The sequence below is a fragment of the Mesorhizobium sp. B4-1-4 genome (genome assembly GCF_006439395.2).
Classification (GTDB): Bacteria; Pseudomonadota; Alphaproteobacteria; order Rhizobiales; family Rhizobiaceae; genus Mesorhizobium.
The window spans coordinates 1048180-1067658 of the sequence record NZ_CP083950.1; the positions used below are offsets into that span (position 1 = coordinate 1048180).

General features: G+C 63.5%; 18 protein-coding genes. 3 read left to right on the forward strand and 15 right to left on the reverse strand.

The window, feature by feature from the left end:
- Positions 1-151: 151 nt before the first annotated feature.
- A complete protein-coding gene (locus tag FJW03_RS04825; RefSeq protein WP_140613393.1) occupies positions 152-850 on the forward strand; it encodes a phosphatidylserine decarboxylase in 699 nt (232 codons plus the stop codon).
- 3 nt (positions 851-853) lie between these two features.
- Entirely contained in the window at positions 854-1672 is an 819-nt protein-coding gene (gene pssA / locus FJW03_RS04830; protein WP_140613392.1) for a CDP-diacylglycerol--serine O-phosphatidyltransferase, read from the forward strand.
- Positions 1673-1699: 27 nt separating this feature from the next.
- Here the strand turns inward: pssA and FJW03_RS04835 are convergent, their stop codons facing one another.
- The 4 genes from FJW03_RS04835 to FJW03_RS04850 all read right to left on the reverse strand — a co-directional run bounded on the left by FJW03_RS04835 (position 1700) and on the right by FJW03_RS04850 (position 7717).
- Positions 1700-3922, reverse strand: coding sequence for an AMP-binding protein (locus FJW03_RS04835; RefSeq protein WP_140767405.1), 2223 nt, complete (start codon positions 3920-3922; stop codon positions 1700-1702).
- 302 nt (positions 3923-4224) lie between these two features.
- Positions 4225-5130 carry a DMT family transporter gene (locus FJW03_RS04840; RefSeq protein ID WP_140767496.1) on the reverse strand — a complete coding sequence of 302 codons (906 nt, stop codon included), beginning with the start codon at positions 5128-5130 and terminating at the stop codon, positions 4225-4227.
- Positions 5131-5190: 60 nt separating this feature from the next.
- Positions 5191-6078 carry a DMT family transporter gene (locus FJW03_RS04845; RefSeq protein WP_140767497.1) on the reverse strand — a complete coding sequence of 296 codons (888 nt, stop codon included), beginning with the start codon at positions 6076-6078 and terminating at the stop codon, positions 5191-5193.
- Between the two features lie 127 nt (positions 6079-6205).
- Complete coding sequence (locus tag FJW03_RS04850) at positions 6206-7717, reverse strand: S10 family peptidase (protein ID WP_140767498.1); 1512 nt, start codon at positions 7715-7717, stop codon at positions 6206-6208.
- A 180-nt stretch (positions 7718-7897) separates the two neighbouring features.
- On the opposite strand from FJW03_RS04850, the gene FJW03_RS04855 reads away from it, so the two are divergent.
- Positions 7898-8404: an OsmC family protein gene (locus FJW03_RS04855; RefSeq protein ID WP_140610849.1), complete on the forward strand. Its 507-nt coding sequence runs from the start codon at positions 7898-7900 to the stop codon at positions 8402-8404.
- A 202-nt stretch (positions 8405-8606) separates the two neighbouring features.
- On the opposite strand, the gene FJW03_RS04860 is transcribed toward FJW03_RS04855, so the two are convergent.
- The 11 genes from FJW03_RS04860 to FJW03_RS04910 form a co-directional block, all read right to left on the reverse strand.
- Positions 8607-9005, reverse strand: coding sequence for a transposase (locus FJW03_RS04860; protein WP_226890583.1), 399 nt, complete (start codon positions 9003-9005; stop codon positions 8607-8609).
- On the reverse strand, positions 8966-9691 hold the full coding sequence (locus FJW03_RS04865; RefSeq protein ID WP_226890584.1) for a hypothetical protein: 726 nt from the start codon (positions 9689-9691) through the stop codon (positions 8966-8968). Before FJW03_RS04865 ends, FJW03_RS04860 begins: the two co-directional genes overlap by 40 nt.
- A gap of 205 nt (positions 9692-9896) precedes the next feature.
- On the reverse strand, positions 9897-10115 hold the full coding sequence (locus tag FJW03_RS04870) for a hypothetical protein (protein ID WP_140610848.1): 219 nt from the start codon (positions 10113-10115) through the stop codon (positions 9897-9899).
- A gap of 169 nt (positions 10116-10284) precedes the next feature.
- Positions 10285-11025, reverse strand: coding sequence for an SDR family NAD(P)-dependent oxidoreductase (locus tag FJW03_RS04875; RefSeq protein WP_140765524.1), 741 nt, complete (start codon positions 11023-11025; stop codon positions 10285-10287).
- A gap of 47 nt (positions 11026-11072) precedes the next feature.
- Complete coding sequence (gene purF / locus FJW03_RS04880; protein ID WP_140610846.1) at positions 11073-12542, reverse strand: amidophosphoribosyltransferase; 1470 nt, start codon at positions 12540-12542, stop codon at positions 11073-11075.
- Between the two features lie 105 nt (positions 12543-12647).
- Positions 12648-13322 carry a CvpA family protein gene (locus FJW03_RS04885; RefSeq protein WP_140765526.1) on the reverse strand — a complete coding sequence of 225 codons (675 nt, stop codon included), beginning with the start codon at positions 13320-13322 and terminating at the stop codon, positions 12648-12650.
- Between the two features lie 47 nt (positions 13323-13369).
- Entirely contained in the window at positions 13370-14773 is a 1404-nt protein-coding gene (gene radA, locus FJW03_RS04890) for a DNA repair protein RadA (RefSeq protein WP_140765528.1), read from the reverse strand.
- Between the two features lie 231 nt (positions 14774-15004).
- Positions 15005-16495: a replicative DNA helicase gene (locus FJW03_RS04895; protein WP_140765530.1), complete on the reverse strand. Its 1491-nt coding sequence runs from the start codon at positions 16493-16495 to the stop codon at positions 15005-15007.
- 220 nt (positions 16496-16715) lie between these two features.
- The gene (locus FJW03_RS04900; RefSeq protein ID WP_140765532.1) at positions 16716-17693 is read right to left on the reverse strand and encodes a small ribosomal subunit Rsm22 family protein; all 978 of its coding nucleotides are present in this window, start codon (positions 17691-17693) and stop codon (positions 16716-16718) included.
- 1 nt (position 17694) lies between these two features.
- Complete coding sequence (locus FJW03_RS04905) at positions 17695-18018, reverse strand: YnfA family protein (RefSeq protein ID WP_140765534.1); 324 nt, start codon at positions 18016-18018, stop codon at positions 17695-17697.
- A gap of 79 nt (positions 18019-18097) precedes the next feature.
- Positions 18098-19390, reverse strand: a complete 1293-nt coding sequence (locus FJW03_RS04910; RefSeq protein WP_140765536.1) for an SAM-dependent methyltransferase — start codon at positions 19388-19390, stop codon at positions 18098-18100.
- Positions 19391-19479 lie beyond the last annotated feature (89 nt).

The following is a 19479-nucleotide window of genomic DNA, read 5'->3' on the forward strand; positions in this document are numbered from 1 at the left end:
TCGACGTTGCGGCGGGCTAAGTCATCTGGTTCGCGCCCGGCATATTCGTCACCACATCCGGCCCGTCCCATCCTCCCGCCATTGTTGCGTTGCGGGCAGGGGGGCTTTCCGCTATTGAGGCCGGACCTGAAACAGGGACCGCCCCCACCCCATGAGCCTTGTCGACACGGTCAAGAACGCGTTCGTACCGATCCATCGCGAAGGCTATCCCTTCATCGCGGCCTTCGGCGCGGCGACCCTTTTCCTCGGCTATTTCTCGTCGATCCTGTTTTGGATCGGCCTGATCCTGACCGCCTGGTGTGTCTACTTCTTCCGTGATCCTGAGCGCGTCACACCGGTTGACGATCGCCTGGTGGTGAGCCCCGCCGATGGCATCGTCTCCGCGGTCGGCCCGGCCGTGCCGCCACGCGAGCTTGGCCTCGGCAATGTCGAGATGACCCGCATCTCGGTCTTCATGAACGTCTTTTCCTGCCATGTGAACCGTGCCCCCGTGCGCGGCCGCATTGCCAAGATCGAACATCGGCCCGGAAAATTCCTCAACGCCGAACTGGATAAGGCCAGCACCGAGAACGAGCGCAACGGTCTTGTCATCGAGAGCCCCAACGGCACGGTGGCCGCTGTCCAGATCGCGGGCCTTGTGGCGCGGCGCATCGTCTGCTGGGCCGAGGCCGGTGGCTCGATCGCCATCGGCGAGCGTTTCGGCCTGATCCGCTTCGGCTCGCGCGTCGATGTGTTCCTGCCCTTGACCGCCACGCCGCGCGTTGCCGTTGGCCAGACGGCGGTCGGTGGCGAAACCGTGCTGGCCGAATTCGGCGGTGTCACCGGCACGCCTTTGGTCAGGATTTCGTAAGCGGTGGGCGCGCCGTTCAAGAAATTCGAGGCCCATGCCAGCGGCGGCCCGCGCATCCGCGAGATCCCGATGCGTATGGTGCTGCCCAATCTGGTCACCGTGCTTGCTATCTGCGCGGGCTTGTCCGGCATCCGTTTCGCCTTCGAAAACCGTTTTGAAACCGCGGTGGTCATGGTGCTGCTGGCCGCCTTCCTCGACGGCATCGATGGGCGACTGGCGCGCATGCTGAAGGCGACGTCCAAGTTCGGCGCGCAGATGGACTCGCTGGCCGACATCGTCAATTTCGGTGTTGCGCCGGCCCTGGTGCTTTATGCCTTCCTGCTCGACCGCGCCGGCTCGCCGGGCTGGATCGCGGCGCTTTTGTTCGCCATCGCCTGCGGGCTCAGGCTTGCCCGCTTCAATGTGCTCGACGACGAGAAGGCCGAGCGTCCTCTATGGCAGTCCGAGTATTTCGTCGGCGTGCCGGCGCCGGCGGGCGCCGTGTTGGTGATGCTGCCGCTCTATCTCTATTTCCTGCGACTCGGGCTGGAGCCCAGCCGCCCGGCCGCCTTCATCGCCACAGCGTTCACCATTCTGGTCGCCTTTCTTCTGGTCAGCCGTTTGCCCGTCTATTCCGGCAAAAGCGTCAAGATTCCCGGCGACCGCGTGCTGCCGGTGATCCTGGCCGTCGTGCTCTACATTCTCTTGCTGATGACCTATCCCTGGTACACGCTGACAGCCTCGGTCGCGGGCTATCTGATCTTCCTGCCGTTTTCCGTGCGCGCCTATTCCAAGCGTGCCAAGCTCGAGGGCGAGAAGGTTCCGCCTTCGGACATAGGTTAAGGGCTACGCCGAAGTTGTTGATCTGATTCAGGCCGCGATCCCGAGCCCCAGCCTGTCAATCGCCAGCTTTCTGGTCGATACATAGTCGGTCTTGCCGGAACCGAGCACCGGGATTTCTTCCACTTTGATGATATCGTTCGGCACCATCAATTCGGCTGCCCCGGCCTTCTTGCCGAACTGACGCAGCTCTTCCGGATTGGCATCGTCGGCGGTGGTGACCAGCACGATGCGCTCGCCGCGCCTCTTGTCCGGCACCGCCACCGCCGCATGGCGCTGCTCCGGCCACAGCGACTGCACCAGCATCTCGACGGCGCCCAGCGACACCATCTCTCCGGCGATCTTGGCGAAGCGCTTGGCACGGCCTCGAATGGTGATGAACCCTTCACGGTCGACGGCGACGATGTCACCGGTGTCGTGCCAGCCAGTCAGCTGCTGCAACTCGCCGGGGCGGTCCGCGGTCATGTAGCCCATCATCAGATTGGGTCCGTCGAGCCATAACTGGCCGGCATCCGAGATGCCCTCGACCGGCTCCAGCTTCATGCGCATGGCCGGCAAGAGCCGCCCGACCGTGCCGTCTCGGCTGTGGATCGCCGTGTTGACGGCAACCACCGGTGCTGCCTCGGTCAGCCCGAAGCCTTCGATGATCTCGGCCTGGAACCGCTCGCGATAGACACGGCGGGTTTCCGGCTTGACCGCCTCGGCGCCGGCGACGACGAAGCGCAGGCTGGAGAAATCGCCGTCCTTGGCCGTGCGTGCATAGTTGGCGAGGAACGTGTCGGTGCCGAACATGATCGTCGGCTTCACCTTGCGCGCGATCTCGGGGATGATCTTGTAGTGCAGAGGCGAGGGGTAGAGGAACAGCTTTACGCCGGTGACCAGCGGCAGGATGGTGCCGCCCGTCAGGCCGAAGGAATGGAACACCGGCAGTACGTTGAGCAGGATGTCCGCCGGCGAAATGGTAACGCGCGCCTCGGCCTGCATGGCGTTGGCGAGCAGGTTCCTTTGCGACAGAACCACCGCCTTGGGCGTACCTTCAGAACCCGAGGTGAACAGGATTACCCCCGGCTTGGCCGCATCCTGCCGCTGCAGCGGCACGCGCCAAAACAAGGCGGCGGCGAGCTTGTCGAGCGTGCTAACGCTGCCGCGCAGATCTTCCAGCCACAGCAGCCTGGCGCCGCCCTTTTCGACCGCAGCGACAATATCGGCAAGATCCGCCTTCTCGACGAAGGCGCGTGAAGAGATAACGGTACGGATGACGGCTGTGCGCACGGCAGCCGTGACGCTCGCCGGCCCGGCGGTGTAGTTGATCATCGCCGCCACCCTGCCGGCCGAGAGAAGGCCGACCAACGACAGCACGACGCCATTGGCGTTGGGCAGCATCACGCCCACCGCCTCGCCTGGCGCCGTCACCGCCTCGAAGCGTCTGCCCAGCACGCGCACACCGATGAACATCCGGCGGTAGCTCAACGCGCCGGAGATGACATCCTCGATGATCGGATGCGAGGCGCCGACGCGGGTCGCGGCACCGCGCATGGCCAGGAACAGGCCACGATCGAGGTCCGTGCCGAAAAGCCGCGCCTCGGCGACGCGGTCGAACAGCGCGTTGGTGTTCGAAGCCTGGTCGGGGTTGCGCGCCACCAGCTCGGCGATGGTCATCGGCTCCAGCGTGCTGATTGAGAGCCGTGGGAACCAGTGCCGCGGCGCCTTGCTGGCCGGCGTCAGCGACACAGGCAGGCTGCGCGTACCGGAGACAAAGATCGGCACGATGCGGGCGTCGGCCTGCATGGCGATTCGGGTGACGGCACGAAACAGCCGAAACGTCTTGACGTCAGGCTCGACCGCATCCGGCAGGTAGACGGCAAGACGTCCCTTGCCCTTCAGTACCCGCACCAGCCGCCGGCTGACGAAGACATGCTCGGCATTGAAGGCGATGGTGCGGCCAAGCTCGCGCCATGGCTCAAGCCAAGGCGAGCGCGCAGAGATCTCGTCGAGTATGTGCAGCGTGTCATCCGGCAACAGCGACAGCATCAGCGCGGGCTCGAAGCGCGATTGATGCGAGATCACATAGATGACCGGAACCTGCGCCTTGCGGGCGATCCTGATGCGGTTGTCGGCGATCCGGTAGGCGAGCTTGAATGGGACATAAAGCAGCGCCTGGCTGAAGCGCAGGCCGAGGCGGAATTTCTCTACCACGCCGATCAGCAACCAGGCCAGAACAAGGCCCGCAAGCAGCGCCAGTGTCAGGATCATACAGCTTCTCTCCCAACGATTTTTATTATAGCGGCTCTTTTGCGGCTGCGTCGAGGCAGAACCTAGACGATGTGGGAGGAAGGTCAATGTGGGAAGAAGACGTCATGCTGCCTTCAAGCGCCCGCTACCCGGGCTCCATGCCGACCAGGCTGAACTCTCCGCCACCTCTTGGCAAAGAAAAAGCCGACCTTGCGGTCGGCTGGGAGTAGGACGGGCCGAGGGGTTTGGGGGGACTTGGGGGGGTGGCCCGTCGCACCAATAATGTCCGAGTCCGGTAATGGTTCCGTGACCGTGTCACTTTTTTAAGAAATATTTGACGCGACCTGTTGGGAGCGGGCGGCCAGCCAGTCGCGGCCAGCATGGGCGAACACCGCGCAGAGCACGATGGCACCGCCGATCATGCTGGCCATCGGTGGGATCTCGGCCAGGAACAGGAAGGCAAACAGGATCGCGAACGGCACTTCCGCCGAGCCGAGCAGGCCGGATTCAGGCGCCGGGATAAGCCGTGCGCCCTCCGTCCACAGGATGGAAGCCAATGCGAAGGAAGCGCCGAACGTTACAAGCAGAACGGCGTCCCTTGCAGAGACGGCCAGGGGATCGGTGACAAACCAGCCGAGCATGAACAACAGGAAGGCCGAAACCGCGCCGGCCCACACCACGGGCGTGTCGCGGAAGGCGCGCACCATGATCATGTAGAGCGCGCTGCCGATCGTCATCAGCAGCGCCAGCCCGTCGCCGAACAGCTTCCCGGTGCCGAACCCCGACCAGACCATGATAGCCACGCCGCATAACGAGACGGCGGCCGCGACCATCGTCTGCAGGCGGAAAGGTTCGCGTACCAGCACCCAGGCCAGCAGGGCGGCAATGAAGGGCGACGTCGCATAGATGACCGCGACATTGGCGACGAAAGTGAACTTGAAGGCGGAAATGAAGGCGATGCTGGCGAGCGCGCCTTCCACCGCCAGCAGCCAGCCGCGCCAGCCAAGCCGCAGTGTTTCACGGCTGCCCGAGCGGTTGCGGCGCCACAGCACATAGAGGCTGATCAGGATCGAGCCGACAAAGCCGCGCCAGCAGGTGATCGTCAGCGGATCGGCATGGATCGACTTGGTCAGCACACCGGTCAGACCGAACACGGCAGCCGATGACGACACCAATATGATGCCAAGCGTGCGTTCGGTGGTCTCGGTCGTAGCCGCCATGTCAGTCATGCCGCCAGCCTATCTCGCCATGTCCTGCCATCGTCATGTCAGCAGTGAAGGCCATCCACATCACAACCGCTTGCGGAAATGCTCGCCGCCCACGATCAGCAGGCCGGCGGCGACGATAAGGGCGGCGCCCAGGAAAACCTCGCGGCGCGGCACGTCGCCCCAGATCGCGAAGCCGAGCGCGAACGCCCACAATAGCGAACTATATTCGAGTGGGGCGAGGATCGATGCCGGCGTGCGTTTCATGCCTTCGAAGAGAAGATATTGCGCCAGGCCGCCGAGCGCGCCGACGCTGGCAAGAAGCAGCAACTGAGGCAGATCCGGCGCATGCCACCACAACAGAGCCGGCGCCGCCGAAAACACCAGGAAATAGAAATTGTTGAGAAGGAGCTGGACCATCGAGCGTTCGGCAAGCGCCGTCTTGCGCAGGAGTACGATGGCGATGGCCCATAGGAGAGCCGCCGCCAGTACCAGCAGCACCGGAACGGACAGACCGAGATGGGTGGGGTCGCAAGCGACGAAGACGCCGGCAAAGCCGATCAATACCGCCAGCCAGCGCAACAACGGCACCGTTTCGCCGAGCAAGAACACCGAAAGCACGGTGACGATGATCGGGGCCGCGTAGTAGACAGTGGTCAGTTCGGCGAGCTGCAGGCTGCGGGCGGCATTATAATAACAAAGCCAGGCGGCGAGCGTGAAGGCACTGCGCACCAGCATTGGCCGTACGATCGGCGAGCGCACCGTGTCGACAAACAGCGCCCGCCCGCCGATCACCGCGCAAGCGCCGAGAACGGTGATGCTGCGGAAGAACATGATCTGCCAGACCGTCAGGCCGGTGACCAGCAGCTTGATCGAGGCGTCCTGCGTCGAAAACAGCAAGTAGGCGGCGCCGGTCAAAAGGATTCCGCCGAGAACCCTTTCGCGTGTTTCGAGAATAGCGATATCGGCCATGCGGCGTCGGACTGCTTGCGTGATGGCGGTTCCTGCCCCGTCGGCTCCGCTGCCATCAGCTATACGGGCGAAAGCCTGCGCGGCGCTATTCCAGCGCCAGGCATGCGTTGGGGCAGCGCCAACGCGCTCACTGCGTGGCTTGATAGAGTTCCGAGGCCGCATCCTTCAGCGCCCGCCGGCCGTCCGGGCGCAAGTACATCATGTGCCCACCTTCGACAACATCGAGGCGAATGGGCTTGGTATCGGCAAGTGAGGGCAGCTGGCTTACCAGATAGCGTGAGGCCAGATAGGGTGTGACCAGGTCGGTATAGCCGTTGACGATCACGACGCCCAGCGATGGGTTGAGCGCCCGCGCTCGCTGCAGATCGGTCATCACACCGGCATAACCCTGCCGCGAGGTGCCGTAATCCCAACTGCGGGTGATCTCCCCGTTGAGCAGCCGATAGCTGACGTCGGTGCGGAAATTCAGCTCGTCGCGGACATAGCCGACGAAAGCCGAAGTCAGCGCCGGCACGCTGCGGTCGAGCACCGGATCGGGGCCAGCAATGCGAGCATTCTCGGGCGCGATGTCGGCCGTGCCGATCATGGCGTCATAGGGACTGAGCACTTTACCTCTGGCGCGGGCAAACTCCCTTGCGAACAGGTCGGTCGGGATGCGCGCAAAATTCCGCTGCACGACATCGAGCGGCAGCCCGGTGATTTCCGCCACACGCTTGCTCGCAACTCGCCCGCCTTCCTCCAGTCCGCTCGCAATCGCGGTGAGATAGTCGCCCAATGCATATCGCTCGATCTCGGCGAGCTTGGCCCGCAGCGCCTCGCCGGCAACGCCGTCGGCACTCAGCCGTGCCGCCGCCAGCGAAGGCAGTTCGAGCGCCCAATGCAGCGGCTCGAACTGGTCGGGTAGCACCAGCATGAATTCCAGCGCCGGCGAGATCAGCACGATGCCGCTCGGGCCGACACCGATGTCTTCCTGCAGGGTCCGTGCCAGCAGTGCCGCCCGGAACCCGCCATAACTTTCCCCGGCGAGGAACAGCGGCGATCCCGTGCGGCCGTTCTGCGCGAGATACAGCCGGATGAAAGCGCCCATCGAACTGGCATCCTGATTGACACCCCAGAAATCATGCGTGTCCTGGCCCGGTGCTTCACGGCTGTAGCCGGTTCCGACCGGATCGACGAAGACGAGGTCGGTCATGTCGAGCCAACTGTCCGGATTGTCGATCAGCTTTTGCGGCGGGGGCAGGAATTCGCCACCGGCGCCGGTTGCGATTATGCGCGGGCCGAGCGCGCCGATATGCAGATAAGCGGAAGCTGCTCCCGGGCCGCCATTGAACACGAAAGTGATGGGGCGTCTTGGCTCCTTCACCGGGCTCGCCGGCGGCTGCAGCACATAGGCGACATAGAACATCTCCGCCGTGACGTCGCCCTTGCCGGAACGCAGCGACAGCGTGCCGGCCTTTGCCTGATAGTCGAGCTTGCGTCCGGCTAGCGTGATCGAATGATTGGTAGTCTGCGGCTGCGGCAGCAGCGACAGCACCCCGCCTGTGGGTACCGGCCGCTCGGTGGTCTCGGCAAGCACGGGCTGCGCAAAGGCGGCAAGCATCAAAACGATGAGAGGGACCAGTTTCAGTTTGAGCGGCATGGTGCCTCCGCGAGAACGACTGCCGCATAGGTATGTCTGGGGCGGTCGAAGTCAAAGGAAACGTCGAGTCAGTGGTTCGGCACAATTACCGCCGCGTTCCTTCGCCAGCATGTCCCAGGATTTGCACATGCCTCGCAAGACAATGCTATCAACGCGAAAAGACCCCGAAAGGAATGGAAAATGGACGCCACCGCACTCAAGGCCATGCAGGCACCGCTCAAGGAGGTCTACCGCGACGATGCTTCGCGTGCGTTGATCACGCTGAAGGCCCGGGGCAGCCTCGACGACCAGTCGATCGCCTGCAAGGTGGAGACGGGCAGGGCGCTGGCAATCGCCGGCCTGCATCCGGCAACGGGAGGCTCAGGGCTTGAGCTCTGCTCCGGCGACATGCTGCTCGAAGCCCTGGTGGCCTGCGCCGGGGTAACGCTGAAGGCGGTGGCGACGGCGCTCGAGTTCAAGCTCGGCACCGCCACGGTGGAAGCCGAAGGGGATCTTGATTTTCGCGGCACGCTCGGTGTCGCCAAGGACGCACCGGTCGGTTTTCGTGCCATCCGGCTCAATTTCAATCTCGACACGAATGAAACGCAGGAGCGTATCGACTCACTGCTGAAACTGACCGAGCGCTATTGCGTGGTGTTCCAAACCATCAATCAGAAGCCGGAACTGATGGTGACGGCCCAGCGCTGATGAACCCCCCTCGAGGGCATATGCGCTAAGATAGCTTTGGCATGGCTTGAAACTTACGTTTTCGTGGTGGCTCGCGCCAACGATATCGCAAGGCATGGAGATTCTGGCGCAGGATTGCCAAGGGCGGTTGTGTAAAAATCGCTGCGATCAGGGAGGCGACGATCTGGCGGGTGGCGCGCCACAGTAGCGGGGCGCCCGTCGCTCAAGGGGGAGAGACACCAAACTCCTGCGAGAGGGGTTCGGTCACAAGCGCGATGAGGAAGTGGGCAAGAATCCAGGGCTTTGCGATCCTTGGGTCTTTGGCGGGGGGCGCGCGCAGCCCGATCAAGCTCTTCAGGCGCTTGAAGGCGAGCTCGATACGCCAGCGCATACGATAGAGCTTGAGAACCGTGCCGGCGGGGAACTCCTCCTGGCCAAGCGAGGTCACAAGGATCACGAAGCCAGCAGCAATCAGCGTCTCCGGTCGAACCTGATTGCCCTTGGCCTTGGCTTCCTTGTTGATTTTGCGCCGCGCTTCTTGCGCCGCGGCTTCGGATTTGCGCAAGGCGATCAGGCGCATCTTCACAGGCTCACCCTTTTTGAGGCCCAGCCGGACAGGCATTTCGAAGACCTCCTCGCGGCAGCTCTCCAGGTGGCCGATGAGATCGAACGCCTCGCCGTTGGCGTCGAGCCATCGCACATTCTTCCACGCGCGCGCGCACGACAAACGTCGCCGCCTTGCGCCATGACCTTTGCGATCCGGTCGGCCTGCAGATAGGCGCGGTCGCCGATGCGGATCTCGCCCGCTATCACCGGCACGCGGTCGATCAGCTCGGCCTCGCTCTGGTCGGTGATCTCGATGAAATCGAACTGCTCGCGCTCAAGCTCGAAGGCGCAGTGCATACGCCAAAGGCCATTGTTCTTCTTCTCATGCACACCGGCCTTGGCAACCGCCGTCGCATCGAGGATGCGGATCAGCCGGCCTTTGGCCAAACCTGCCTCCTCGCGCTTCAAAAGATGCCCGATCAAATGCTGCAGCCACGGCCCTGCATTGCGCAACCGGCCGAGCAACGCCACGTCCGAGATGTCGGCGATCCCGCTCGCCGCCGCCCAGGCCACGATGCCCCGCATGCCCACCTTGCCAAGGCAGTAAGCCAGTGTCAGGCGCAACAGATCGCTCGCCGACCTGATGCCGCGCGGTCGCAGGAACGCCTTCGTCTCGCGCGCACTTCCTGCGATCAACTCTTCGCCGCCGAGAAGCTCAATCGTCTCGGCCCAGCCGTCATCAACAAGCGATTCGTGTGTCATCCCCAGCGTAGAATCACAACCGATTCCGCGCCGCAATACCCTATCTTAGCGCTTATGCCCTTGCGGGGGGAGATGGCCGCGAAGCGGCCAGAGGGGGTCGGTTCGACCGGACGCGACTTCCTGATGAATAAAGGAGGCCGGCGCTTCATGCGCGGCGACCTCCTCTGCCTGCCGGCCGTCTCCACCTCAAGGGGGAGATTAAGCTTTACTGGGCTGACGGCTGTTCGGCATCGCCCTCGTCGGTGAAGGGCGAGGCACTCGGCACGCATTGGATAGACCAGCCGGTCGGTGTCGGCTGCTTCTGATATTCGGTGATGGCGGCGGTGCATTGTTCACGCTTGTCGAAGGTGCTGGGCAGCACCACCATGCCACCCTGCGGGCCGGCGATTACCAGATACCAGACCAACGCTGCGGTCGAAGCCATGGGAATTTCCTTGTTCTGCCCAGCTCGGGCGCTTGTTGTGGGAGTCGCTACGATTCTACCAACTCCGCGGAAATGACGAAAGCATGACCGCGGCGCGGCCTTTCCACCTTAAATCACAGCCGCGTGATGATCCGGCGGATTTCTGAAACCAGCGTCTTGCAGCCCTTGGTTATTCCGGCTGCTTATAAGCGACGAAGCGGTTGTGCTTGGCTTGGAAGATCAGCCCGGTTTCCTTCAAGTCGGGGCTGGCCAGCGGCACGATGCGCTTGGCGATCTCTGAAGGATGCGGCAGCGTCTCCGGATCCTCACCGGGGACGGCCTGGGCTCGCATCGCGGTGCGGGTGGCGCCTGGATCGGCGGCGTTGACTCGCAACGGCAGGCTTTGCGTCTCATGCGCCCAGGAGCGCATCATGGTTTCGACCGCCGCCTTCGACGCTGCGTAAGGCGCCCAGAAGGCGCGCGCCGAATGCGCGGTATTGGAAGAAAGAATGATGGCCCTGCCGGCATCCGAGAGCCGCAGCAGAGGGTCGACCGAGCGGATCAGCCGCCAGGTCGAGGTCACGTTGATGGTTATCACTTTTTCGAAGGTCTTGGCCTCGACATGGCCGATCGGCGAGATGACGCCGAGCACGCCGGCATTGGCGACGAGGATGTCGAGCTTGCCCCAGCGCTCGTGGATGGCGCCGCCCAGCCGGTCGATGCCGGCCATGTCGGCGAGGTCGAGCGGCACCAGCGTTGCCTGGCCGCCGCCTGCCTTGATCTGATCGTCGAGCTCTTCCAGTCCGCCAACGGTGCGCGCAACCGCAATCACATGGGCACCGGCGGCCGCCAGTTCCCTGGCGATGAAATAGCCTATGCCGCGCGAGGCGCCGGTGACGACCGCGACGCGGCCGGTAAGGTCGAGGGTCATGCGATGGATTCCGGAAGTCTGGCTGGGCTGATGATGGTCCGGCAATCCTACGACCCGCTCGTCGCCAGCAGTGACAGGGTGCGCACATTGTCGTGGCCTTCGAAGTCGAGCAGGCGGGTCGGATACTGGCCGGTGAAGCAGGCATCGCAGAATTGCGGCTGCTCACTGTCGCGGCCGGCCTCGCCGACGGCGCGGTAGAGGCCGTCGATCGACAGGAAGCCGAGTGAATCGACGCGGATGAATTCAGCCATTTCCTGCACGGACATGCGCGAAGCCAGAAGCTTCGACTTCTCCGGCGTGTCGACGCCGTAGAAGCAGGAGGCGCTGGTCGGCGGCGAGGCGATGCGCATATGCACCTCCTTGGCGCCGGCGTCACGAACCATCTGCACGATCTTCTGGCTGGTGGTGCCGCGCACGATCGAATCGTCGACCAGAACCACGCGCTTGCCCTCGATCATGCGGCGGTTGGCATTATGCTTCAGCTTGACGCCCATGTGGCGGATCGAATCGCCGGGCTGGATGAAGGTGCGGCCGACATAATGATTGCGGATGATGCCGAGTTCGAAGGGTATGCCCGCCGCCTGGCTGAAGCCGATTGCCGCCGGTGTGCCGGAATCCGGCACCGGCACGACAATGTCGGCCTCGACAGGGTTTTCCTGCGCCAGTTCGGCACCGATGCGCTTGCGCACCTCGTAAACGTTGCGGCCCTCGACCGAAGAGTCCGGCCGGGCGAAATAGACATATTCGAAGATGCAGAAGCGGGTCTTCTGCGGCTCGAACGGAAACAGGCTTTCAATGCCCTTGGAGGTGATGACGACCATCTCGCCGGGTTTCAGGTCGCGCACGAAACGCGCGCCGATAATGTCGAGAGCGCAGGTTTCGGAGGCAAGAATCCAGGCGCCGTCGAGATCGCCCAGCACCAACGGGCGGATACCGAGTGGATCGCGGCAGCCGATCATCTTCTTGGCTGTCATCGCCACCAGCGAAAAAGCGCCCTCGACCTGCCGTACCGCATCGATGAAGCGCGAGTTGAGATCCCGTTCCTTGCTGGTCGCCACCAGATGCAGGAGCGTCTCAGTGTCGGAAGTGGAAGAGAAGATCGCGCCTTGCTTCTGCAATGCGCGCTGCACTGTCATGGCATTGGTCAAATTGCCGTTATGGGCGACGGCAAAGCCGCCATCGGCGAGTTCGGCGAAGAAGGGCTGAATGTTGCGCATGCCGGCGCCGCCGGTCGTGGCGTAGCGTGTGTGACCAATGGCCCGGTTGCCCTGCAGGCTGTCGATGACCCGTTGTTTGGTGAATGTGTCGCCGATCAGGCCAACATGGCGTTCGACATGGAACTGCGTGCCGTCATAGGAAACGATACCGGCCGCCTCCTGGCCGCGATGCTGCAGCGCGTGCAGGCCTAGCGTGACGATGGCCGCCGCGTCTTGCCGACCAAAAATGCCGAACACGCCGCATTCGTCATGGAAATGGTCGTCGGCCTCGGCGGAAAGCACGTCGTCTGCGTCTGCCATCTTAAGCTCCGCTAAAATCGCCATATAAGGCGCTCGCGCGTCGAAAGCAACGCACTGCCTGCAGCCCTTCACATGGTCGCGCGTTCTGGCGCCCCGTTTGGGGCGTCAGTTCGCCGGCGCTGCCGGCGCCGGCTTGGCCGTATTGTCCGCCGGGCCGGCGTCATTGTCGTCAGGAGCCGGCGCATTGGCATCGTCACCTGTTGTCGGCGCATCCGCCGCTGGCGCATCCGCCGCCGGTGCATCGGGCGCAGCCGGGGTCTCGGCGCCTGCTTTCGGGCTGAACTTCTTGAGGATTGCGTTTTCGGTGTCGGCTGGCAGCAGGTTCTCGATCTTGGCGCCTATCGATTCCAGCAAGGGCCGCGATTTGGCATCCGTGACCCAGGCTGGAGCTTTGGCGCCGGCCAGCCAGTTGAAGAACAAAAGTGCCACCGCCACCACCAGGATGCCGCGCGCGGCGCCATAGAGGAAGCCAAGTGTCCGGTCGAGCGCGCCGATCCGGGAATCGATGATCCAGTCGGCGAGCTTCATGGTGATGACCGAGACGACGATCAGCGCGATGATGAAGACGACGCCGGCGGAGGCCGCCATCGCGATCTTCTCATTTTCGATGTAGGGCTTCAGATAGGGCAGGACCGGTTTGTAGAAGAAGAAAGCCGCCGCCGCTGCCGCCGCCCACGAGACGACCGACAGGACCTCGCGCGAGAAGCCGCGAACCATGGCGAGCATCGCCGAGACCAGGGTGAAGCCGACGAGAATTCCGTCAAGCAGCGTAATCGGCATGTCTTTCGCCCCACTCCGATCTCTTTTTCACGGCTCGACGAGCCGTGTCACTCTTCATCGTCGGCGCGGCTGCGCCGCGAGCCGGCTATGCGCGCCACGAGGTCGGTAAGCTCGGTGGGCTGGAAAGCGCCGGCCCCGATCCCTCCAGCAAGTTCCTCGCTGCCCAAGGGCAGAACCGCGCTACCAAAACCCAGCTTTTCGGCTTCCTTGAGACGCTGTTGCGCATGCGCAACCGGCCTCACCGCGCCCGATAGGCTGATTTCGCCGAAATAGACGCAATCGGCGGGAAGGGCAAGACCGGTGAGCGAGGAAACCAGTGCTGCGGCGACCGCGAGATCGGCCGCCGGCTCGCTGATGCGGTAGCCGCCGGCGACATTGAGATAGACGTCGTGCTGGCCGAAGCGAACGCCGCAATGAGCCTCCAGCACCGCCAGCACCATCGACAGCCGCGCCCCGTCCCAGCCGACCACCGCCCGGCGCGGCGTGCCGAGCGAGGACGGCGCGACCAGCGCCTGGATCTCGACCAGAACGGGCCTTGTGCCCTCCATGCCGGCGAAAACGGCCGCACCGGGCGATTTCGCATGCCGCTCGCCAAGGAACAGCTCCGATGGGTTGGAGACTTCGCGCAAGCCCTTGTCCGACATTTCGAAGACGCCGATCTCGTCGGTCGGCCCGAAGCGGTTCTTCACCGTGCGCAGGATGCGGTAGTGGTGGCCGCCTTCGCCCTCGAAATAGAGCACGCCGTCGACCATGTGCTCGACCACGCGCGGGCCCGCGATCTGGCCTTCCTTGGTGACATGGCCGACGAGAACGATCGCCGCACCCGTGGATTTGGCGTAACGGATCATCGCCTGGGCGGCGGCACGCACCTGCGTAACGGTGCCTGGCGCCGAATCGGCAAGATCGGTCCAAAGCGTCTGGATCGAATCGAGAATGACTAGGTCCGGCCGCTTGCCGTCGGCGATGGTGGCGAGGATATCCTCGACATTGGTTTCGGCCGCCAGCTCGACCGGCATGGACGCGACGCCGAGGCGCTGCGCGCGTAGCCTGATCTGCGCGACGGCTTCTTCGCCCGAGACATAGACGATGCGGTGGCCTCTCGAGGCAAGAGCGGCGGCAGCCTGGGTGAGCAGCGTCGACTTGCCGATGCCGGGATCACCGCCGACCAGCAGCGCCGAGCCGCGCACGAAACCGCCACCGGTGGCGCGGTCGAGTTCGCCAATGCCCGAGACGATGCGCGGCGCATCCTCTATATCGCCGGAAAGCGTCGTCAGCACCACCGCGCGGCCCTTGCGGGCATTGCGTGTGTTGGCCGGCCCCGAGCCGATACCGCCGGACGTGCCTTCCTCGACCAGCGTGTTCCACTCGCCGCAGGCATCGCATTTGCCGGCCCAGCGCTGATGCACCGATCCGCAATTCTGGCAGATGAATTGAACGCGGGATTTGGCCATCAGGCGCGGTCCGATTCGAACATCGCTGGATAGCTTGGCGGGACAGCGCTCCCCTCTGGCCTGCCGGCAATCTTCCCCTCGAGGGGGGAGATTGGATGTCGCGACGGCTTTCGCTCATCGTCATCGTTGCAAGATGAGCGACAGAATCGAAATTGCCGATCTCCCCCCTTGAGGGGGAGATGTCCGGCAGGACAGAGGGGGGCGCGAAGGAATGAGACCTTTCTCAAGAAGCTACTCGAACCTCTCCGCAATATGATGCTCCTCGGCGAGGTCGGAGAAGCGTGTGAATTCACCGTGGAAGGCCAGCGTGACCGTGCCCGTCGGCCCGTGGCGCTGCTTGGCGACGATGACCTCGGCCTTGCCGCGCATCTCGTTCATGTCGTTTTCCCACTTGACGTATTCCTCGGTGCCAAGCTTCGGCTCGCGGTTCTTGAGATAGTATTCTTCGCGGTACACGAAGATCACGACGTCGGCGTCCTGCTCGATCGAACCGGATTCGCGCAAGTCCGAGAGCTGCGGGCGCTTGTCGTCGCGGCTTTCGACCTGACGCGACAGCTGTGAGAGCGCGATGATCGGCACGGTCAGCTCTTTTGCCAACGCCTTCAGGCCCGTGGTGATCTCGGTGATTTCCTGGACGCGGTTCTGCGATGCCTTGGCGCTGGACCCTTGCATCAGCTGGATATAGTCGATGACGATGAGGTCGAGGCCGCGCTGGCGCTTCAGGCGGCGCGCGCGGGCAGACAATTGCGCGATCGAGATGCCGCCGGTCTGGTCGATGAAAAGGGGAATCTTCTGCATGGTCTGCGAACAGGCGACCAGCTTTTCGAAGTCCATTTCACTGATTTCGCCGCGGCGGATCTTCGACGAAGAGATTTCCGTCTGTTCGGAAATGATACGGGTTGCGAGCTGTTCGGACGACATTTCGAGCGAGAAGAACCCGACGACGCCGCCATTGGCCGCCTTAAACGAGCCGTCGGCCTGTTGTGCCGGCACATAGGCCTCGGCGACATTGAAGGCGATGTTGGTGGCGAGCGACGTCTTGCCCATGCCCGGACGGCCGGCAAGGACGATCAGGTCGGAGGGTTGCAGGCCGCCCATGCGGCGGTCGAGGTCGCGCATGCCGGTGGCTAGGCCCGAGAGACCGCCGTCGCGCATATAGGCGGCGTTCGCCATGTCGACGGCGGTCTTGACCGCGTCGGTGAAGCTCTCGAAACCGCCATCATAGCGTCCGGTTTCGGCCAGTTCGAACAGGCGCCGTTCGGCGTCCTCGATCTGCTCGGAAGGCGACATGTCGACCGGCGCGTCATACGCGATGTTGACCATGTCCTCGCCGACGGTGATCAGCGCGCGGCGCGTCGCCAGATCATAGATGGCGCGGCCGTAGTCGGTGGCGTTGACGACGGTGACGGCTTCCACCGCCAGCCGCACGACATATTGCGCCACCGTCATGTCACCGACTTTCTCGTCGGCCGGCAGAAAGGTCTTCAAGGTGATCGGCGTCGCCACCTTGCCCATGCGGATGAGCTCAGCCGCGACTTCAAAGATCCTGCGATGCAGGGGCTCGTAGAAATGGCTCGGTTTCAGGAAGTCGGAGACACGGTAGAAGGCATCGTTATTGACGAGAATCGCGCCGAGCAGCGCCTGCTCCGCCTCAATGTTGTTCGGCGCCTCGCGATAAAGCGGTTGCTCCGCCACGCCGAATTTTCGCGCTGCCTCTGCCATGATACCCCCGATTTCGATCCCGGCCTTTCGATATCAGAACGAGGCGAAACCATGCTGACCTTTCTGCATCACCGTACGACCAAACGGCCCCGATGCCCCGTTTGTTCACAGGGACGGCAAACCGTCCACAGGACAGTGTTCCTGTGCCCCGATTCCGGTTGACTCGGCGGGCTTCGATTCTTATGCGAGGCCATGGAACGAAGCAAGAACAATCGGCCACTTAAGTGGTGCCGGGTTCCATGGCATCGCCCCAGTCCAGGCGCCTGGCCAGCCTGAACACGTCCCCATCCCGCTTCGTAAACAGCTTTTCGCCCGCGCCTCCGTCCGGCTCGCAAAGTTTCAGCGACACCTTGCCGGAGCCGGATTTCGGCGGCGCAATCACACGCGCCACTCGATAGGCGACCGGCTGACGCGACGCGGCGACAAAAATGAATTTCTCGTCTTCCCACGGCACCTCGGCGTCCTTGGCCAGCCGGTGCAGGCGCGAGCGGGCGACGCGGCGGGAAAAGTGGCACCAGTCGGGCGGGCTGAGCGGGCAGGGTGCCTGGTGCGGACAAGGCGCCAGCAGATGCGCGCCGTCCGCGATCAATTGCGTGCGCACTGTCAGAATTCGCTGCCAGCCCGCCGGCGTGCCCGGTTCGACGATCAGCAATGTGTCTTTCGTGAGCTGCCATAGCCGGTCGACCATTTTGGGCAGGGATGCCGGCACGATCTCGTCCAGCACATAGGCGCATGTGACGAGGTCTGCCGACTCAACGTCACCAAGGTCGACCGTGACGTCACCGGCCTGCCAGACGGTTCGGGCGGCAATCGCATCGGCGGCGAGCATCTCGCCGACCTTGCGCACCGCGGCACTTGCTTCCAACAGCACGGCCTGTTCGAGATCAGGCCAGAGATCGCTGGTGGCCCAAAGCACCGTACCAGGGCCAGCGCCAACATCGAGCAAGGTTTTCGGCATGAAATCCGGCCGGGCCTCATTCAAAGCGCCAAGGCTGGCGCGGACCGCGGCATAAGTCGCCGGCAGCCGCGCCGCCAGATAAGCCTTGACCGCCATGTCCTGAGCCATGTGCAGACGGTCGTCGCGAAGTTCGGCCCGGTAGCGGTCCGACAGGGTTTTCGCCGCCTGTTTCAGCTCCGGCAGCGGAACCCTTTCCAGGATACGATCGACAGCTTGTCGAAGAGATGCTGGCAATTCCACGCTATGCCCCTCGCGGTGCGAGCAGGATAACCGAAGCTCCGACGATGCAAAGCGCGGCACCGGCAAAATCCCAGCGGTCGGGCCGTACGTCTTCCACCAGCCACAGCCAGGCCAACGAGGCAATGATATAGATTCCGCCATAAGCGGCATAGGCGCGGCCCGCGGCATTGGTGTCGACCAGCGCCAGAAGCCAGGCAAACAGAAGCAGCGAGGCGAAGCCTGGCGCCAGCCACAGCGGCGACCTTTCCAGCCGCCACCAGGCCCATACCGAAAAGCAGCCGGCGATCTCGGCCAGTGCTGCGGCGGCATAGATGAGATAGGTCATGAAAAGGCCTCGCGACGATCACGAGGCCTTTTTCAGGGCATGGGCCGGGAATGGCAAGCGCCAATGGCGAACGGCGTGCCTACTCCGCCACCTTGCGGCGACGGGCGGGCTTGGCGGGCTTTTCGACAGGAGCCGCCTCGCGGTGGCCCATGTCACGCATTTCCAGCGCCTTTTCGCATTTGGCCATGTAGTCGCGGGTCATCGGCAGCGTGTCGTTCTTCTTGGCGATCTGGAACTGGAAAATGACCAGGTCCTGCCAGCGGAACGCGGCTTCCGAGGCGGCGAGATAAAATTCCCACATGCGGCAGAAGCGTTCGTCATAGATCGCCCTGGCCTTGTCGCGGTTGGCGGCGAAGCGCTCGCCCCAGTGCTTCAGCGTATCGGCATAGTGGAGCCGCAGGATCTCGACGTCCGTGACCACGAGGCCGGACCTCTCGATCGCCGGGAGCACTTCCGACATTGCCGGTATGTAGCCGCCCGGGAAAATATACTTGCGGATGAAGGCGCTGGTCGCCCATGGCACGCCGGAGCGGCCAATCGTGTGCAGAAGCATCACGCCATCGGGCTTCAGCAAGGTTGCCGCCTTGTCGAAGAAGGTCCGGAAGTGGTTGACGCCGACATGCTCGAACATGCCGACCGAAACGATGCGGTCGAAGCGTTCGTTGAGCTCGCGATAATCCTTCAGCTCGAAATGGACGTGGTTTTCCAGGCCTTGCGCGTGCGCACGGTCGGTGGCGACGCCATGCTGTTCCGTCGACAGCGTCACGCCCTGCACGTCGACGTCGAACGCCTTGGCGAGATAGAGGCCGAGCCCGCCCCAGCCGGAGCCGATGTCGAGCACGGTCTGGCCGGCCTTCAGCCTGAGCTTTGCGGCGATATGGCGCTTCTTGGCCGCCTGGGCCTCGTCCAGCGTCATGTCCGGCTGCTCGAAATAGGCGCAGGAATACTGCATGTCCTCGTCGAGGAAGAGCCGATAGAGCTCGCCCGAAAGATCGTAGTGGCGCTGCACGTTGCGGCGCGAGCGCGAGGTGGTGTTGATCTGCTGCAGCCGGCGAAAGGCGTGGCGCAGGCCCTCGATGGCTTTCGACCAGGTCGCGTCGATGCCGCCGCTGCCCATGTTCTGGAAGGCAATGCGCATCAATCCAAGTACACCGCCCTCGAGAATGTCGAGCTCGCCGTCCATGTAGGATTCAGGCACCGCCAGCATCGGATCGAAAGTGATGGCGCGTTCGGCATGCCTGGTCTTGATGTGCATGTGCACCGGCTCGCCGCTGCCGTCGCCGAAGGTGAACGTCGCGCCTTTGGGCCCGGTTACCTTGAGATTGCCCGAGCGCACCAGGCGGTCGAGAATGCGCTTCAACAGAATGTTCATGGTCAGATGTCCCCTCACGGTCAGACAGGCTGTCCTATTCTGCATCAATATGTAGGGTTTCGAAAAGTTCCTTTTGGCACAAAAATGCC

Coding starts and splice junctions, on each gene's coding strand:
- FJW03_RS04825 (WP_140613393.1), top strand. CDS start 152: ATGAGCCTTGTCGACACGGTCAAGAACGCGTTCGTACCGATCCATCGC.
- FJW03_RS04835 (WP_140767405.1), bottom strand. CDS start 3,922: ATGATCCTGACACTGGCGCTGCTTGCGGGCCTTGTTCTGGCCTGGTTG.
- FJW03_RS04840 (WP_140767496.1), bottom strand. CDS start 5,130: ATGACTGACATGGCGGCTACGACCGAGACCACCGAACGCACGCTTGGC.
- FJW03_RS04845 (WP_140767497.1), bottom strand. CDS start 6,078: ATGGCCGATATCGCTATTCTCGAAACACGCGAAAGGGTTCTCGGCGGA.
- FJW03_RS04850 (WP_140767498.1), bottom strand. CDS start 7,717: ATGCCGCTCAAACTGAAACTGGTCCCTCTCATCGTTTTGATGCTTGCC.
- FJW03_RS04855 (WP_140610849.1), top strand. CDS start 7,898: ATGGACGCCACCGCACTCAAGGCCATGCAGGCACCGCTCAAGGAGGTC.
- FJW03_RS04860 (WP_226890583.1), bottom strand. CDS start 9,005: ATGCCTGTCCGGCTGGGCCTCAAAAAGGGTGAGCCTGTGAAGATGCGC.
- FJW03_RS04865 (WP_226890584.1), bottom strand. CDS start 9,691: ATGACACACGAATCGCTTGTTGATGACGGCTGGGCCGAGACGATTGAG.
- FJW03_RS04870 (WP_140610848.1), bottom strand. CDS start 10,115: ATGGCTTCGACCGCAGCGTTGGTCTGGTATCTGGTAATCGCCGGCCCG.
- FJW03_RS04875 (WP_140765524.1), bottom strand. CDS start 11,025: ATGACCCTCGACCTTACCGGCCGCGTCGCGGTCGTCACCGGCGCCTCG.
- purF (WP_140610846.1), bottom strand. CDS start 12,542: ATGGCAGACGCAGACGACGTGCTTTCCGCCGAGGCCGACGACCATTTC.
- FJW03_RS04885 (WP_140765526.1), bottom strand. CDS start 13,322: ATGCCGATTACGCTGCTTGACGGAATTCTCGTCGGCTTCACCCTGGTC.
- radA (WP_140765528.1), bottom strand. CDS start 14,773: ATGGCCAAATCCCGCGTTCAATTCATCTGCCAGAATTGCGGATCGGTG.
- FJW03_RS04895 (WP_140765530.1), bottom strand. CDS start 16,495: ATGGCAGAGGCAGCGCGAAAATTCGGCGTGGCGGAGCAACCGCTTTAT.
- FJW03_RS04905 (WP_140765534.1), bottom strand. CDS start 18,018: ATGACCTATCTCATCTATGCCGCCGCAGCACTGGCCGAGATCGCCGGC.
- FJW03_RS04910 (WP_140765536.1), bottom strand. CDS start 19,390: ATGAACATTCTGTTGAAGCGCATTCTCGACCGCCTGGTGCGCTCGGGC.